This is a genomic window from Nocardioides sp. InS609-2, from assembly GCF_023208195.1.
Taxonomy (GTDB): Bacteria; Actinomycetota; Actinomycetes; order Propionibacteriales; family Nocardioidaceae; genus Nocardioides.
Map to the genome: position 1 here is coordinate 644,106 of NZ_CP060034.1, position 16,709 is coordinate 660,814.

Consider the following 16,709-nt stretch of genomic DNA (forward strand, 5'->3'; position numbering starts at 1 on the left):
CGTGGGGCTGGCGCCAGAGGACGCGTTCTCAGTCCTGCCCTCGACCCTTCGAGACGACCTGCTGTCGGCCTTCAACGACATCGTGAAGAACTACCGCGAGCACAAGTGGGAGCCGTCGGAACTGAACGGCGGCAAGTTGTGCGAGGCGGCCTACACCATCACCGTGGGCTGGCTGGAGGGTGGGACGTACCCAGCACGGGCGAAGAAGCCCAACCGCTTCCCGCAGACCTGCTGGGCCATGGAGCAGAAATACGCGACTATCCCGGACAGTCGCTCACCGAGGATCTTGATCCCGCGCATGATGATCGGGCTGTACGACATTCGCAACAACCGCGGGGTCGGGCATGCGGGTGCCGAGGTAGACCCGAACCACATGGACGCGACCGTGGTCCTCTACACGGCCAAGTGGCTCATGGCCGAGCTGGTGCGCCTCCTGCACACGCTCCACATCGACGAGGCTACGGCGATCGTGGACGGCCTCATCGAGCGGGAGGTCGCCTGGGTATGGACGCATGGCGACAAGAAGCGCGTCCTCCGGACTGGCATGACGTGGAAGCAGCAGACGCTCGTCCTGATGCTGACCCAGGCGGGTGACGTCCCTGAGGCGGACCTGTTCCGGTGGCTGGAACACCCCAGCATGGCCAGCCTTCGGAAGGACGTGCTCAAGCCGCTGCACCGAGCGCGCCAGATCGAGTACGACACCGAGAAGCGCACCGTCCGGCTTCTGCCCCCGGGAGTGACCTCGGCGGAGGAACTGGTCGCCTCGAAGGCATGATCAGGTGGGCTGGACGGCCCCTGGATCCTCCCCCGAACGCCGTACGCCCCGCGTCCGAAGATATTCAGACGCGGGGCGTTCCGCAGGCTGGCGGTTCAGGCGACAGCAACAGTCGCGGAGTACTCCTGGGCGTTGATGAGGTGGGTGCCCTCGCGGATCGGGGCGTTGTACTCGTCAATCGAGTGAACCACCCATGAGACCTGCATCGGCTCGTCGGGCGCCGCCTGTTGAAGCGCAGAGGCGACGTCGCGAACGATCCGACTGGCGACTTCATCGGCGGCGGGATCGATCGAACGAACCAGGTCTGAATTGAAGGCCCACGCCGTTTCGATGCTGGCGGTTTTGGCCGTTCCGATCGCACTGCGGTCGATGCCCAGCGTCGTGAACTTGCGCTTGATGTCGTCGGAGTTCGCTCCAGCGGCGGTGTACTCGACCACGAGGCGGACTTGCGTTTCCGTGAAGCCCATTGCGTTGACCTTGAAGCGACTGTTCTCGGTCAGACTGGTCATGAGCATCGCGTGAGTGCTGGGTGGGTACTGAGACGCGATCGTGACCGCCCAGCGAGTCCATGTCATGCGCTTAGATTCCTGATTCATGCGGAGCCTTCCGTTCGTTGGCCGAACACGTCGCCCACCAACGCAGAAGGCCCGAACACAGCAGCCACCACTTGCGTGATGGACGACGTGTTCGGACCAGGTTGTCTCGGCCCGTTCTGGGCCATTGAGTTGTGTTGCGAAACGAGTGTGCGGGGTGGGAGCCACATCGGTCAAGCACCGTCGAGGTGAGAGGATGCGCGTCGTGGCGGAACTGACGTTTTGGACGGGCACGATGGACGCTGGAAAGTCCACCCTCGCGTTGCAGACCAACCACAACCACGCCGCCCGTGGCCGCGTCGGTCGGATCTTCACCTCGCACGACCGCGCGGGCGAGGCGCACATCTCCTCGCGATTGGGCCTGACCCATGACGCGCTTGAAGTCATGCCCGAGTTCGACTTCTGGCGGTACACAGTGGACACGCTGACGCAGGGCGGTCGGGTGGACTACTTCATCTGCGACGAGGCGCAGTTCTACACGCCGAGGCAGATCGAGGCGCTAGCGAAGATCGTGGACGAGTTGCAGATCGACGTGTTCTGCTTCGGCATCCTGACCGACTTCAGGACGCAGTTGTTCCCCGGCTCGGCGCGCCTGGTCGAGTTGGCCGACAGGACCGAGGTCTTGCAGGTCGAGGCCCTGTGCTGGTGCGGGAAGCGCGCGACCCACAACGCTCGGACCGAGGACGGCGTGATGGTCACCGAGGGCGAAGTGATCGTCGTTGGAGACGTAGAAGACCGGGAGGCGGACGGGCAGCCTGCTGAGGTGGCGTACGAGGTGCTGTGCCGTCAGCACCACCGCCGGGGACTCACTGCCGCACGGGCACAGGCTGTGTCGCTTGCGCCGGAGCCGCTCCCGTTCGGGTAAACCTGCAGGTCAGAATATGTGACTTTCTGTAACCGCGTCCATGGACTCCGGCAAGTCGACCCTCGCCCTGCAGACGAACCACAACCACGCCGCCCGCGGCCGGGTGGGCCGCATCTTCACCACCCACGACCGGGCCGGCGAGGCGCTGGTCTCCAGCCGGCTGGGGCTGACGCACGAGGCGCTGGAGGTCGAGCCCGAGTTCAACTTCTGGACGTACGTCGTCACGACGCTCACCCAGGGCGGCCGGATCGACTACCTGATCTGCGACGAGGCCCAGTTCTACTCCGTCGACCAGATCGACCAGCTCGCCAAGGTCGTCGACGAGCTGCAGATCGACGTGTTCGCGTTCGGCATCCTCACCGACTTCCGCACCCAGCTCTTCCCGGGCTCCGGGCGGCTGATCGAGCTGGCCGACCGGATGAACGTGCTCCAGGTCGAGGCGCTGTGCTGGTGCGGCAAGCGGGCCACCCACAACGCCCGCACCGAGAACGGCGTGATGGTGGTCGAGGGCGAGGTGATCGTGGTCGGCGACGTCGACAAGGCCGACGAGCCCCCGGCCGACGTGGCCTACGAGGTGCTCTGCCGCCAGCACCACCGCCGCCGGCTGACCGCGGCGCGCGCGAAGGCCGACAGCCTGGCGCCCGAGCCGCTGCCGTTCGGGTAGTCCAGTTCTGCAGTGATACCCGGTCAGCCGGGTATCACGTCGCTGTGAGTACGTTGCAACGACGCCAAGGCGCAAGCAAGGGTCAGGAAGCTCGGCGCTGACTCTCGTCAGCTGACCAGGATCGGGATCAGCATCTCGGCCGGCGTGAGCGAGCCGTGCAGCCCGACCAGCGTGTTCTCGTAGGCGAAGTCGACGGTCGACACGACGGCGGCATCGCCACGGCAGGCGACCAGCACGTCACCGATCCTCGGGAGTACGGCGGGGCTCGCGGCGCCGAACCAGCCGCGGCGTACTGCTTCCTCACGGGTGAGTACGTCGGCCCGGTCGCCCAGCACCTCGCGCCAGGTGGCCAGGACGTCGTCGACGGCACCGCGGTCGCAGTAGAGGTGGCGGAAGCGCGCCTCGCCACCCAGCAGCCAGACCCCGTCGCGGAGCTCGCGCCGCTCGTCGACGTCGACGCGCGACTCCTGCGGGCTGTCGACCATGCCGTGGTCGGCCACGACGAGCAGCCGGGTGTGCGCCGGCAGCGCTTCGCGCATCTGCTCGGCCTCGGCGTCGACCATGGACAACTGCTGCAGCCACGGCGTGGAGGCGACGCCGAAGCGGTGGCCGGTCCAGTCGAGGTCGCCGTCGTAGACATAGGTCAGCGACGGGCTCGTCGACGAGGCCTCGAGCACCGCTGCGATGCGTTCGCCGACGCGGTCGGCACCGACGTAGTCGGCGCCGCGATGCGCGGCAACGGTGAGCCCGCTGGCCCGGAAGTCACGCTTGTTGACCACCGTGGTGGTCACGCCGCCGGCGACCAGCCGGGAGAACGCCGTGGGGTGCGGCTGCCACGCGACCGGATCGACGTCCTTGGCCCAGGAGAGCGCGTTGAGCAGCCGGTCGGTGCCCGGGATTCGCGAGGTGAATCCGACCAGCCCGTGCGTGCCCGGCGCGAGCCCGGTGCCCAGCGAGGTCAGGCTGGTCGCGGTGGTCGACGGCACGCCCGCCGTGCCCGGCGTCTGGTCCTCCAGCAGCTCGGACAGGAACGGCGCCATGTAGGCGTAGCGCTTCAACAGCTCCGCCCCGAGCCCGTCGACGAGGAACAGCACGTACGACGACGCGTCGGGCAGCGTCAGCCGCGAGGGCTGCTCGCCGAGCGGGTGTCCGAGCGCGGCCGCAATGGCCGGGACCACGTCGCCGAGCGAGCGCTCGCCATAGGCCGGCTCGACGAAAGCGGTCATGCCCCGCGGGTGCGGGCGGACAGTGCCTCGGCGAAGCCAAGCAGCCCGGCCACGGCGTCGCCACCGTCGGCCGCGGCGGAGACGCGCAGCGAGAAGTCGTCACCGGCGAGGACGCCGGTGTAGCCGTGGTCGGCCTCGCAGTCGGGGTCGGCGCAGTCGGCCGGCTCGAGGTCGATGCGACCGACGCCGCCCCAGCTGATGGTGAGCACGGCTTCAGCTGCGGGTGCGGGCCCGCTGGTCGGGTTGGCGACCATGCGGGTCACCACGACCGAGCGGACCGACGACAGCGCGATGGCCTCTGTGGAGGTCGAGGTGTAGGGCTCGGGCAGCAGGTCGTCACCGGGGTGCTCGTCGGTGTGGGCCAGCACCAGGCGCGTCGGCGTGAGCACGACGACGGTGAGGTGCCGGCGCACCTCGTCACGCTCGAACGTCGGCTCGTGGTGGACGTAGTAGGACGAGACGTCCTCGCCAGCGACCGCCGAGAAGACCCCGTCGGCCACGACCTCGGGGTAGTAGCCGGTGCGGTCGATCGCGCCGCGCAGCTCGCGGGCGCGGTCCTTCTCGGCAGGAGTGTGGTCGGCGGTCTTGCTACGCATGTGAAGCAGTCTGTCACGGTGCACCGACGACGACCTCACCCAGCGCCGGTGCCGTCAGAACGTGTAGCCGAACGCCTCGATGTCGTCGGCGAAGACCTCAGCGACCCGGTCGCGCATCTTCGGGGTGAAGGCGTCGCGGTGGTCGCGCGGAGCCGACGCGTTGTCGCGCGGGACCTGTGCCACCGGTGGCAGCCCCAGCCGGGCGACAAGGGTGGCTACGTCGGCGTCGAAGGTCTCCTGCCGGCCGATGAAGTCGGCCCGCCGCGTGGGCGTCGAGAGGTAGGCGAGCTGAGGGGTCCGCAGCCTCGGCCGCTCGAGCGTGCCGCGCAGTACGAACGCCTCGAAGTCGGCGTACTCCCGGGCCACCACAGCGAGGAAGCCCTTCCCCGACAGGAAGCCCTGCGCCTTGGGTGCGCCCTGCTCGGCCAGCTCGCGGAAGCGCTCCACCATGCTCCACCACGACAACAGCCTGGCCCACGGGTTGCGGACGATGCCGGCGATCGAGTAGTCGCCGAGGTCGGGCTCGGCCGACAGGATCTGGTCGAGCCGCGCGTGCCGGGTCAGGCCGTCGACCGAGCGGGCGTCCGCCAGCTGTGGCCGCAGCAGGCCGTCGATGGTGACCCCGCCGGTCTTCTGAACGTGCACGAAGAGGAAACGGTGAGCGTCGGAGACCAGCACGGGCGCGAGCCTAGTCGGGCCTAGTCGGGCAGTGTGTCGCCCGGCATCGTGCTCAGCCGTCGTACGAACCAGTCGGACCGCGGGTCGAGTACCGGCTCGATGCGGATGTTCGCGCCAAGCACCGTTGCGCCGCCGGCCCCGGCCAGGATCAGCGGCAGGTCGAGGGCGCGGATCTGGGGCAGGTCGTGCTGCAGCTGCGCGACCCGGCGGACGATGCGCTCGATCTCGCCGACGTCGACGATCTCACTGCCGCGGTAGCCGAAGAGCAGCGGCGACGCCTTGATCTCGCGCACCATGTCCTGGGCGTCGTGCTCGGCCAGAGGCGGGATCCGGAACGCCCGGTCCCCCAGCAGCTCGGTGAGCGGGCCGCCGATGCCGAACGAGATGACCGGGCCGAAGAGCGGGTCCTCCATGCTGGCGAGGCCCACGGGCACGCCGGGAGGAGCGTTGCGCTGCACGACGAAGCCGGCCCTCTCGGGCTCGGTGATGACCTCGTTGAGGGTGGCCCAGGCGTCGGCCATCTCGGCGGCGTCGTCGATGTTGCGCCACACGTGGGCCAGGTCGGGCCGGTGCCGGAGGTGGTCGGCGGTGGCCTTGAGCACGACGTCGTAGCCGAGCTTCCTGGCCGCTGCCTGTGCCTCTTCGAGCGTCGAGACCAGGATGGTCTCCCAGAGGTCGACGTCGTAGGCACCGAGCAGCGCCTGTGCCTCGTCGTGGGTGAGGTCGTGCCCCTCCCGGTGGTGCATGAGCAGCTCGTTGACTTGCCGCTTCGCGCCGATCCGGTCGACCAGCGCCGCGTCGGCCGCCTGGGTGTCGGGCGTGCGCGACCACAGGGCGTACGTGACGACGTGCGCCAGTGCCCGCACGGCCGCCTCGACGGCTGGGTACGACGGCACGGAGCCGCGGCCGGCGGTCATGCCTGCGACGTCGGGCACGCGCAACAGCTCGGGCACGCCCTCGGCGCCCAGGAACGTCGAGACGAGCGGCTTGTCGGACTGCTCGCCGACGGCGGCGAGCACGTTGGCGACGTCCTCGCCGGAGACATTGAGCGGCGGGATGTAGATCGCGACGACCGCGTCGACCTCGGGGTCGTCGATGGCCGCGTCGAGGGCGTCCTCGAAGTCCTCGGCGTTGGCGTCGGCGCCGAGCGGGACCTGCTTGTTGACGACCAGCCCGACCGCAGCTGCCGCATCGGTCGCGAGGAGGCCGAGGGCGTCGGAGTTGCCGACGACCGCGACCCGACGGCCGCGCGGAAGCGGCTGGTGGGCGAGCAGCTGCGCGACGTCGAACATCTCGTCGAGCGTGTCGACCTGGATCACGCCGGCCTGCTTGAACATCGCGTCGACGGCCTGCTGCGGTGCTGCGATCTTGCGGACGGCGTGGCCCATCGGGACGCCTTGGCTGTTGCGGCCCGACCGGACCGCGATCACCGGCTTGCGGCGCGAGACCCGGCGGGCGATGCGGGAGAACTTGCGGGGGTTGCCGATCGACTCCAGGTAGAGCAGCACGACCTCGGTGGAGTCGTCCTTCTCCCAGTACTGCAGGAGGTCGTTGCCCGACACGTCAGCGCGGTTGCCGGCGCTCACGAACGTCGAGAGGCCGAGGCCACGGTTGTTGACCTTCTCGAGGATCGCGGAGCCGAGGGCACCGGACTGGCAGAAGAATCCCGCCCGACCACGAGGCGGCATCAGCGACGACAGCGACGCGTTGAGTGACACGTCGGGGTCGGTGTTGATGACGCCGAGGGCGTTGGGGCCGATCAGCCGCAGGCCGTAGGAGCGTGAGAGGCCGACCAGCCGGCGCTGCCGGATGCGGCCCTCCTCGCCGGTCTCGGCAAAGCCCGACGAGATCACGACCAGGCCGTGGACGCCCTTTGCCGCACAGTCCAGCACCACGTCGTGCACGGCTTCGGCGGGCACCGCCACGATCGCCACGTCGACGTCGCCGGGGATCTCCGAGACCGTGGGGTACGTCGGCAGGCCGGACACGGCGTCGGCGCTCGGGTGCACGGCGTACACGCGTCCGGTGAAGTCGCCCATCACCAGGTTGCGCACCAGCGCCCGGCCGATGGTGTCCTGCCGGCGGCTGGCGCCGATGACGGCGATCGACTTGGGGTTGAAGAACTTCTCGATCGACGCCGACTCGGCGCGGTGCTCCCGCTGCTCCATGACGCCGATGGCCGTGTCGGTGGGGTCGATGTCGAAGACCAGCGCCATCACGCCGTCGTCGTACTCGCTGGCGATCTTGTAGCCGGCGTCGCGGAAGGTCCGGATCATCGCGTGGTTGTCGGGGAGGATGTCGGCCACGAACCGCTCGACGCCGCGCTCGCGGCCCGCCTGGGCGAGGTGCTCGAGCAGCAGCTGGCCGATGCCGCGGCCCTGGTGCTGGTCCTCGACGAGGAACGCCACCTCCGCCTGCCCCGGCTCGACGACGTCGTAGCGGCCGACCGCGATCATCTTGCCGCCGACGGTCAGGATGAACGCCACCCGGTCGGTGTAGTCGACCTGCGTGAACCGCGCGATGTCCTTGGCGGACAGCTCGGGCATGGGAGAGAAGAAGCGGTAGTACTTCGACTCCGCCGACACCCGCGAGTAGAACTCGACCAACAGCTCCGCGTCGTCGGGCTTGATCGGCCGGATGTGGGCGACGCGGCCGTCGCGCAGCAGCACATCGGCCTCCCAGTGGCGGGGGGCGGTGGTCTGGGCGGGCACGGAGCGAATCTATCGGGTCGCTCGTTGGCCGCGACCCCATCCGGGCGATCCAGATCTCGATACGCTCGCTGGCGCTCGCTACTCGACCAACGACGCGAGAGGCGACGGCGAGCCCCCCACCGAAGCGTCGGCGGCACCGTGAAGAATGCGACCCATGGCACGTCGTACGACCAAACAGCCCCTGCCCGACGACTTCGAGGAGCACATCCTCGACATCGACGTCGGCGACGAGATGCGCGCGTCCTTCCTCGAGTACGCCTACTCCGTCATCTACTCCCGGGCCCTGCCCGATGCGCGCGACGGGCTCAAGCCGGTGCAGCGACGCATCCTCTACACGATGAACGACATGGGCCTGCGGCCCGACCGCGGGCACGTCAAGAGCGCCCGCGTCGTCGGTGAGGTCATGGGCCGGCTGCACCCGCACGGCGACGGCGCGATCTACGACGCCCTGGTCCGGATGGCGCAGCCCTGGTCGATGCGGTTGCCGATGATCGACGGGCACGGCAACTTCGGCGCCCCCGACGACGTACCCGCCGCCATGCGATACACCGAGTGCCGGATGGCTCCCGCGGCCGTCGCGATGACCGCGGGCATCGACGAGGACACCGTCGACTTCAAGCCCAACTACGACAGCCGCGAGACGGAGCCGTCGGTGCTCCCGGCGGCGATCCCCAAACTAGTCGTCAACGGCACGACCGGCATCGCGGTCGGCATGGCCACCAACATGGCGCCGCACAACCTGGTCGAGGTCGTGCAGGCACTGCGCCACCTGATCACGCACCCCAAGGCCGGCATCGACGACCTGATGCGGTTCATCCCCGGTCCCGACCTGCCCACCGGCGGCAAGATCGTCGGCCTCGAGGGCATCCGCGACGCCTATGAGTCGGGCCGCGGGTCGTTCCGCATGCGGGCCACGGCGCGCATCGAGACGATCGGCCGCCGCAAGGCGATCGTCGTCACCGAGCTGCCGTACGGCGTCGGGCCCGAACGCATCAAGGCCCGCGTCAAGGACCTCGTGCAGGCCAAGAAGATCCAGGGCATCGCCGACCTCAAGGAGCTCACCGACCGTCACCACGGCCTCCGGCTCGTGATCGAGGTCAAGAACGGCTTCGTGCCCGAGGCACTCCTCGAGCAGCTGTACCGGCACACGCCGATGGAGGAGTCGTTCGGCATCAACGCGGTTGCCCTCGTCGACGGCCAGCCCCGCACCCTCGGCCTCAAGGAGATGCTCGAGGTCTTCTTGGGGCACCGTTTCGAGGTCGTACGACGCCGCACGGTGTTCCGCCGTGGCAAGGCCGCCGACCGGCTCCACCTCGTGGCTGGTCTGCTCATCGCGATCCTCGACATCGACGAGGTCATCGCGGTGATCCGCACCAGCGACAACTCCGCTGGCGCGAAGGAGCGGCTCATCTCGGTCTTCGAGCTCACCGAGATCCAGGCCGAGCACATCCTCGACATGGCGCTGCGCCGACTGACGAAATTCTCCAAGATCGAGCTCGACAAGCAGCGGGAGGAGCTCGAGCGCGAGATCGAGCTGCTCGACGCGATCCTCGCCGACGACGCGCTGCTCCGGAAGGTGGTGTCCGACGAGCTGGCCGAGATCGCCAAGACGTTCGGCACCCCGCGCCGTACCGTCCTGCTCGCGTCGGCCGGCACCACCGTCACCGCCGCGACGTCCACCGCGCTCGAGGTCGCCGATGACCCGTGCTTCGCGTTCCTGTCGTCCAGCGGCCTGATGGCCCGGTCGTCGACGGCACAGGCACCAGGCGAAGGCGGCGGCCGGGCCAACCACGACGTGATCGTGTCGGCGGTGCGCACCTCCGCGCGGGGAGAGATCGGCGTGATCACCTCCCGCGGGCGGGTGCTCAAACTGGGGGTGCTCGACATGCCCGAGCTGCCCGCGTCGGCCAACGACCCCAACCTGCAGGGCGGGCTGCCGCTCACCGAGGTGCTCTCGCTCGACGTCGGCGAGCGTGCCCTGGCGCTGACCGCGCTGCCGACCGACGGCCCCGGCCTCGCGCTCGGCACCCGCGACGGCATCGTCAAGCGGGTCAACCCCGAGGTCCTCGCCAAGGACGACTGGGACCTCATCGGCCTCAAGGACGACGACGAGGTCGTCGGCGCGGTCGAGCTGGTCACCGGCAACGAGAGCCTGTGCTTCATCACGAGCGATGCCCAGCTGCTCCACTTCGGCGCCGACGGAGTGCGTCCGCAGGGTCGCACGGGCGGCGGCATCGCCGGCGTCCGGCTGACCACGGGCGAGCGGGTCGCCTGGTTCGGCGCGATCGACCCGACGCACTCGGTCGTCGTCACCTCCCCCGGCTCCTCCACCGCGCTCCCGGGCACCGAGCCGGGTGCGGTCAAGGTGGCGCCCTTCAGCGAGTACCCGCCCAAGGGTCGCGCCACCGGCGGCGTGCGCTGCCACCGCTTCCTCAAGGGCGAGGACACCCTTGTGTTCGCCTGGGCTGGCGCCGAGCCGGCCCGCGCCGCTGCCTCCAGCGGTGCCCCGATCGAGCTGCCCGAGGCGACCGGCCGACGCGACGGATCCGGCACCCCCGCATCCCAGCCGATCGCCGCCTGCGCCGGGCCGGTCGCAACGCAGGTCGGGGTCACCGACAGTGTGGAAGGCTCTGCGTCATGAGGCATCCCCTGCGCCGTTCCCTCGCCGCCCTGATCGCGGTCCTGGTGGCCCTGCTCATGGTGTCGTGCGGCGGCGATGACAAGAAGGCCGCCGCCGCCGACACGACGCCCGAGGAGATCCTCGGGGCCGCCAGGAGCACCCTCGACGAGACCTCCGGTGTGCGACTGAGCCTCACCACCGACAACCTGCCCGAAGGCATCACCGGCATCACCAGCGCGGTCGGCACCGCGACCAGGGCGCCGGCGTTCGCCGGCGCCATCAAGGTGGTGCTGTCGGGCACGGAGTTCGAGGTGCCGGTCATCGCCGTCGACGGCAAGGTCTACGCCCAGATCCCGCTCACGCCCGGCTACTCCGACGTCGATCCTTCCGAGTACGGCGCCCCCGACCCGGCCGCGCTGATCACGCCCGACCGCGGCTTCTCCTCCCTGCTGCCGGTCACGACCGACGTCAAGAAGGGTGAGAGCGTCCGCGGCGGCGACAACAACAGCGAGATCCTCACCACCTACACCGGCACCATCCCCGGTGCCGCCATGAAGAAGGTCATCCCGAGTTCCTCGGGCGGTTCCTTCGACGCCTCCTACCTCATCTCCGACGACGGCGAGCTCCGCGAGGCCGAGCTGACCGGCGTCTTCTACCCCGACTCCGACGAGATGACCTACACCGTCACCTTCGACGACTACGGCACCGAGAAGGCGATCACCGCGCCGTGACAGCCGCGGCCAGCCCACCGGTGAGCCGGAACTCCAGACTGCTCCTCGGGCTGGCAGCGGTGGCGGTCGCCTTCGCGGCAGCCGACACCTACGTCGTGGTGCTCGCGCTGCCCGACATGATGGCGTCGGCCGGCGTACCTGTCGAAGAGCTCCAGCGGGCCGCCCCCGTCATCTCCGGCTTCCTCCTCGGGTACGTCGCGATGCTGCCGCTCATCGGCCGCATCGCCGACCTTCGGGGCCGCCTGCCGGTGCTGCTGATGGCGCTGGTCGTCTTCGCCTTCGGGTCGCTGGTGACCGCGCTGGCCTACGACATGCCGAGCATGGTCTCCGGCCGCTTCCTGCAGGGTGTCGGCGGTGGCGGGCTGGTGCCGGCCACCCTGGCGCTGGTCGCGGACCTCTACCCCGCCGACCGCCGCAGCGTGCCGCTCGGCATCGTGTCGGCCGTCCAGGAGATCGGTTCGGTGCTCGGCCCGCTCTTCGGTGCGCTGGTGCTCTCCGTGGCCGACTGGCGGGCGATCTTCCTGGTCAACCTGGCGGTCGGGCTGCTGCTGGCAGCGGCGCTCCGCACCATGCGGTTTGGGACCAATCCGCGGGAAAGCAGGCCCCAGACGCGCGGTTTTCGACCAATCGAGGGGGTCCCCGACATCGTCGGCGGCCTCCTCCTCGCCCTCACCCTGGTCACCGGATCGCTCGTCTTCGTCCGGCCGGCCTCGCTGATGCGCGACGTCACCTGGGGCGAGATGTTCGTGCCGTTCACCGGCGACGGCCGCTGGCTCACCCCGGTCGGTGTGGTCGCGATGGCCTCCGGGCTGCTGTTCGTGGTCCGGTGCGTCACCGCGCGGCGCCCGCTGGTCGACGTACGCGGCTGGGTCGGTTCGATGCGCGAGGCCGACCTCACCGGCTCACTCCTTCTGGCGGCCGCGCTGAGCGGCGTGATCTTGGCGTTCGCGACGGCCGACCCCAAGGTGCAGGTGTTCGCCGATAACGGCTGGTGGTACCTCCTCGGCGCCATGGTCGCCTCGGCGCTGCTGGTCTGGCACTTGCGCCGCGACGACGCTCCGCTGATCCCGCACGGTGCATTGCGTCGTACTCCTGCGTGGGGTGCGCTGCTGGTCAGCTTCTTCGTGGGCGCGGCCCTGATCGCCGCACTGATCGACATCCCGCTCTTCGCGCGTACGACGATCTACGCCGACTCGCAGCTGATGGCCGCCCTCGTGCTGGTGCGGTTCCTGATCGCGCTTCCGGTCGGCGCGGTCATCGGCGGCTACCTCTCGCGCACGATCGGTGCCGGCCCGACCACCGCGACTGGGATGGGCTTCGCCGCCACCGGGTTCGTGCTGATGAGCCGGTGGGACCTCACCTCCCTCGAGCACTGGCACGCCAACCTCGGTCTGGTGATCGGCGGCCTCGGGTTCGGTCTGGCGCTGGCGCCGGTCAACGCCGCGGTGCTCGCCTACACCGACGACGACGTGCACGGCCTCGCCAGTGCGCTCGTCGTCGTCTCGCGCATGGTCGGCATGCTCGTGGGCATCTCGGCGTTGACGGTGATCGGCCTGCGTCGCTACTACTCCGAGCAGGACAACTTCCCGACCGTGCGTGACGTCTGCGACGGCAAGAGCCGGTGCAAGGAGTTCACGCTGCTGCTCAAGCAGGCTGGCATCGCGCAGGAGCACACGGTGTTCCTCGGCGCCGCGGTGTGCGCAGTCATCGCCGGGGTGCTGGCGCTGGTGCTCTTCCGCCAGGCCCGCACCGACAGCATCAGCGCCCGCGAGGCGTTGTCGGCACACTGAGGCTCGCGCCCACGGTCTGGTCGCGATCGAGGGGTCCAGCGCACCGGTCGTGTCGTCGTACCAGGTCTCGCCTGCGCTAGCCTTCGGAGATGTGGGTGAATTCGACGACCTGATCTCGGCCAACTCCGAGTTCGCAACCAACTTCGACCTGGCCGGCTTCGACGGTGTCGCGCATGCCGGCGTCGCGATCGTGACGTGCATGGACAGCCGGATCGACCCGCTCCGCATGCTCGGTCTCGGGCCCGGCGACGCCAAGATCTTCCGCAACCCGGGTGGCCGCGTCACCGCCGCCGCCCTCGAGGCCCTGGTGCTCGGCGTACACCTGCTCGGCGTCGAACGCATCCTGGTCATCCCGCACACCAACTGTGCGATGGCCACGCACACGGAGGCCGAGCTCAAACTCAAGGTCGGGCAGTCGGCGGGTGTCGACGCCAGCTGGCAGCAGTTCCACGTGATCACCGACCAGATCGCGGCCCTGCATGAGGACGTCCAGACCGTCCGATCGCATCCGCTCATCCCCGAGTCGGTTAAGGTCGGCGGGTTCATCTACCACGTCGACACCGGGCTCATCGACCAAAAGTTCTGACGCGCTCCAGCGGGGTAGTCCGGGGCAATTCGTACCTCCGGAGACGTGAACAGGTGCATTTCGCCCCGGAGTACCCGGTACGGCGCGCCGCTGGGCAGGGTCAGCATCGGGAGTTGGGCGACCGCTCCTTGCCGACTCCGAACATGTTCCGAGCCTAGGTCCTCAGGCGTCGAGCGTCTCCGCATCGACCTCGTAGGCACCCTGGACGATGAACTCCTTGCGTGGCGCGACGTCGGCGCCCATCAGCAGCTCGAACACCTCGGCCGCGACCACGGCGTCGTCGACCGTCAGGCGGCGCAGGGTGCGATGGCGGGGCTCCATGGTCGTCTCGGCCAGCTGATCGGCGTCCATCTCACCGAGACCCTTGTAGCGCTGCACCGGGTCCTTCCAGCGCATGTTCTTCTTCTTCAGCTCCGCCAGGCGGCGCTGGAGCTCGTCGTCGGAGTAGGTGTAGACGTACTTGTCCATCCCCTTCTTGGGGTTCGACAGCTCGATCCGGTGCAACGGCGGCACCGCGGTGAAGACCCGGCCGGACGTGATCAGGTCGGGCATGTACTTGAAGAACAACGTCGCGAGCAGGCACCGGATGTGCGCGCCGTCGGAGTCGGCGTCGGCCATGAAGATGATCCGGCCGTAGCGCGCGGAGTCGAGGTCGAAGGTGCGCCCCGAGCCGGCACCGACCACCTGGATGATCGAGGCGCACTCGGTGTTCTTGAGCATGTCGCCCACCGAGGCCTTCTGGACGTTGAGGATCTTGCCTCGGATCGGCAGCAGCGCCTGGAACTCCGAGTCGCGGGCCAGCTTGGCCGTGCCGAGCGCCGAGTCACCCTCGACGATGAAGAGCTCGGTGCGCTCGGTGTCGTTGGAGCGGCAGTCGGCCAGCTTGGTCGGCAGTGCGGAAGACTCCAGCGCGTTCTTGCGGCGCTGCGTCTCCTTGTGCTGGCGCGCGGCGATCCGGGTCTTCGAGGCACCGACGACCTTCTCCATCACCAGCCTGGCCTGCGCCTTCTCTGCCCGCTTGGTCGAGGTGAGGAACTTCTTAAGCTCCGCACCGACGACCTTGCGTACGACGCCACGCGCGGCCGGAGTGCCGAGGATCTCCTTCGTCTGACCCTCGAACTGGGGCTCGGCGAGCCGCACCGTGACGACGGCCGTCATGCCTTCCATGACGTCGTCCTTGATTACGTCGGCGTCGCCCACCTTGAGTGCCTTGGCTGACCGCATCACCTCGTTGAACGTCTTGGTGACGGCGCCCTCGAACCCGCTCACGTGGGTGCCGCCCTTGGGCGTGGCGATGACGTTGACGTAAGAGCGCAGCTCGGTGTCGTAGCCCGTGCCCCAGCGCAGGGCGACGTCGACCTGGAGGTCGCGCTCGACCTCCTGCGGCGTCATGTGGCCCTTCGCGTCGAGCAGCGGCACCGTCTCGGTGAACGTGTCGGAGCCCTGCAGCCGCAGCACCTCGGTGACGGGCTCGTCGTTTGCGAGGTATTCAGCGAACTCCGCGATGCCGCCGTCGTGGCGGAACTTCTCCTCCACCGGCTGGTCGCCCCGCAGGTCACGGATGACCAGCTCGAGGCCCGGCACGATGAACGACGTCTGGCGGGCCCGGCCGAGAAGCCCCTCGAACTCGAACGTCGCGTCCTTGGTGAAGACCTGACGGTCGGGCCAGAAGCGGATGCGGGTGCCGGACCGGCCCTTGGCGACCCGCTTGCCCTTGCGCGACAGCCCGGACTTCGCCGTGAACGACGCAAGCGGACCGTCGCCGTCGAAGACACCGGGCACGCCGCGACGGAAGCTCAGCCCCTGCTCGGACGGCGTGCGCTCGACGTCGATGTCCATCCGCACCGAGAGCGCGTTGACTACCGAGAGTCCGACGCCGTGCAGGCCGCCCGTGGCGACGTACGAACCGCCACCGAACTTGCCACCCGCGTGCAGCTTGGTGGCCACGACCTCGACACCGGGCAGCCCGGTCTTCGGCTCCCTGTCGGTCGGGATGCCGCGTCCGTCGTCGTGCACCTCGACCGAGTCGTCGGGATGCAGGGTGACCTCGACCCGGTGCGCGGCGCCGGCCAGCGCCTCGTCGACACCGTTGTCGATGATCTCCCACAGGCAGTGCATCAGGCCGCGGGTGTCGGTGGAGCCGATGTACATGCCCGGCCGCTTGCGCACCGCCTCGAGGCCCTCGAGAACGAGGAGGTGTGCTGCGTTGTACGAGTTGTCGGTCGGTGCTGCCACGAACGTCCTGTCCCATCGTGATGCGGTCACGTCCGGAGGGCTGACTCTCGCTCCGGACAGTTGTCCAAACCTACCCGCGACGGCGGACAGCGGGAGGCAGGCCATCCCGACACGCCGTACGACGACTCGGCGCCCCGTTGCCGGGCGGATCCGCCGATGCGGCCTACGGTGAATCAGTGCGAAACGCAATCCGCATCACGATGCAGAAACGAAGTACCTGCATATCGGCCGTTTCGCGTTGTGGATGCGGTCTCTCGGGGTAGAACTCGGTGTGATGGGATGAACAACAGTCGGACCGAGGCACCAGGGAATGATTTGCACCCTTGGCTACGTTGAAGAGGTACCGATGAATACGAACGAGACGAACCAGATGACACGCTCACCACTCAATGGGAAGAGGCCGATGTGACTACTGCCGTTGCCCCCAGTGCCGCCGCGCTCTCCGCGGCCGATCGCTGTGACCGCTGCGGAGCTCAGGCCTACCTTCGGGTGGAGCTCCAGAGCGGCGGCGAGCTGCTCTTCTGCGCTCACCACGCCCGCGAGCACGCCGATGCGCTCCGCGAGGTTGCTGTGACCGTCGTGGACGAGACCCACAAGCTCTCCAACACACCTGCTCCCGCTCCCGATGGCGAGCACTGA

14 protein-coding genes are annotated in these 16,709 nt (G+C 69.0%); 8 read left to right on the forward strand and 6 right to left on the reverse strand.

The genetic code is table 11. The annotated features are described in order from the left end of the window. The first annotated feature begins 1 nt into the window (after position 1). The gene (locus H4Q84_RS03510; RefSeq protein ID WP_248582022.1) at positions 2-775 is read left to right on the forward strand and encodes a hypothetical protein; all 774 of its coding nucleotides are present in this window, start codon (positions 2-4) and stop codon (positions 773-775) included. A 95-nt stretch (positions 776-870) separates the two neighbouring features. Here H4Q84_RS03510 and H4Q84_RS03515 read toward each other — a convergent pair whose 3' ends face one another. Continuing rightward, entirely contained in the window at positions 871-1,284 is a 414-nt protein-coding gene (locus tag H4Q84_RS03515; protein WP_248582023.1) for a hypothetical protein, read from the reverse strand. 289 nt (positions 1,285-1,573) lie between these two features. Between H4Q84_RS03515 and H4Q84_RS03520 the strand changes: the two genes are divergently transcribed. Both H4Q84_RS03520 and H4Q84_RS03525 read left to right on the forward strand, forming a co-directional pair. After that, positions 1,574-2,233: a thymidine kinase gene (locus H4Q84_RS03520; RefSeq protein ID WP_248582024.1), complete on the forward strand. Its 660-nt coding sequence runs from the start codon at positions 1,574-1,576 to the stop codon at positions 2,231-2,233. Between the two features lie 40 nt (positions 2,234-2,273). Continuing rightward, positions 2,274-2,897, forward strand: a complete 624-nt coding sequence (locus H4Q84_RS03525) for a thymidine kinase (RefSeq protein WP_248582025.1) — start codon at positions 2,274-2,276, stop codon at positions 2,895-2,897. Positions 2,898-3,004: 107 nt separating this feature from the next. Here the strand turns inward: H4Q84_RS03525 and H4Q84_RS03530 are convergent, their stop codons facing one another. Genes H4Q84_RS03530 through H4Q84_RS03545 form a run of 4 tightly spaced genes read right to left on the reverse strand, consistent with a single transcriptional unit; the run spans position 3,005 to position 8,108 of the window. Then, positions 3,005-4,123 carry a nucleotide pyrophosphatase/phosphodiesterase family protein gene (locus H4Q84_RS03530; protein WP_248582026.1) on the reverse strand — a complete coding sequence of 373 codons (1,119 nt, stop codon included), beginning with the start codon at positions 4,121-4,123 and terminating at the stop codon, positions 3,005-3,007. Further along, positions 4,120-4,719, reverse strand: a complete 600-nt coding sequence (locus tag H4Q84_RS03535; RefSeq protein ID WP_248582027.1) for a DUF5998 family protein — start codon at positions 4,717-4,719, stop codon at positions 4,120-4,122. The genes H4Q84_RS03530 and H4Q84_RS03535 overlap by 4 nt, the downstream gene beginning before the upstream one ends. A gap of 54 nt (positions 4,720-4,773) precedes the next feature. Beyond that, complete coding sequence (locus tag H4Q84_RS03540) at positions 4,774-5,397, reverse strand: sulfotransferase family 2 domain-containing protein (RefSeq protein ID WP_248582028.1); 624 nt, start codon at positions 5,395-5,397, stop codon at positions 4,774-4,776. 20 nt (positions 5,398-5,417) lie between these two features. Further along, entirely contained in the window at positions 5,418-8,108 is a 2,691-nt protein-coding gene (locus H4Q84_RS03545) for a bifunctional GNAT family N-acetyltransferase/acetate--CoA ligase family protein (protein ID WP_248582029.1), read from the reverse strand. 154 nt (positions 8,109-8,262) lie between these two features. Between H4Q84_RS03545 and H4Q84_RS03550 the strand changes: the two genes are divergently transcribed. The 4 genes from H4Q84_RS03550 to H4Q84_RS03565 all read left to right on the forward strand — a co-directional run bounded on the left by H4Q84_RS03550 (position 8,263) and on the right by H4Q84_RS03565 (position 13,835). Next, on the forward strand, positions 8,263-10,749 hold the full coding sequence (locus H4Q84_RS03550; protein WP_248582030.1) for a DNA topoisomerase IV subunit A: 2,487 nt from the start codon (positions 8,263-8,265) through the stop codon (positions 10,747-10,749). Beyond that, the gene (locus H4Q84_RS03555) at positions 10,746-11,459 is read left to right on the forward strand and encodes an LppX_LprAFG lipoprotein (RefSeq protein WP_248582031.1); all 714 of its coding nucleotides are present in this window, start codon (positions 10,746-10,748) and stop codon (positions 11,457-11,459) included. The genes H4Q84_RS03550 and H4Q84_RS03555 overlap by 4 nt, the downstream gene beginning before the upstream one ends. 20 nt (positions 11,460-11,479) lie before the next feature. After that, positions 11,480-13,249, forward strand: a complete 1,770-nt coding sequence (locus tag H4Q84_RS03560; RefSeq protein WP_248582032.1) for an MFS transporter — start codon at positions 11,480-11,482, stop codon at positions 13,247-13,249. A gap of 91 nt (positions 13,250-13,340) precedes the next feature. After that, complete coding sequence (locus tag H4Q84_RS03565) at positions 13,341-13,835, forward strand: carbonic anhydrase (RefSeq protein ID WP_248582033.1); 495 nt, start codon at positions 13,341-13,343, stop codon at positions 13,833-13,835. Positions 13,836-13,997: 162 nt separating this feature from the next. On the opposite strand, the gene H4Q84_RS03570 is transcribed toward H4Q84_RS03565, so the two are convergent. After that, positions 13,998-16,070 carry a DNA topoisomerase IV subunit B gene (locus tag H4Q84_RS03570; RefSeq protein WP_248582034.1) on the reverse strand — a complete coding sequence of 691 codons (2,073 nt, stop codon included), beginning with the start codon at positions 16,068-16,070 and terminating at the stop codon, positions 13,998-14,000. Between the two features lie 405 nt (positions 16,071-16,475). Between H4Q84_RS03570 and H4Q84_RS03575 the strand changes: the two genes are divergently transcribed. Continuing rightward, complete coding sequence (locus H4Q84_RS03575; RefSeq protein WP_248582035.1) at positions 16,476-16,709, forward strand: hypothetical protein; 234 nt, start codon at positions 16,476-16,478, stop codon at positions 16,707-16,709.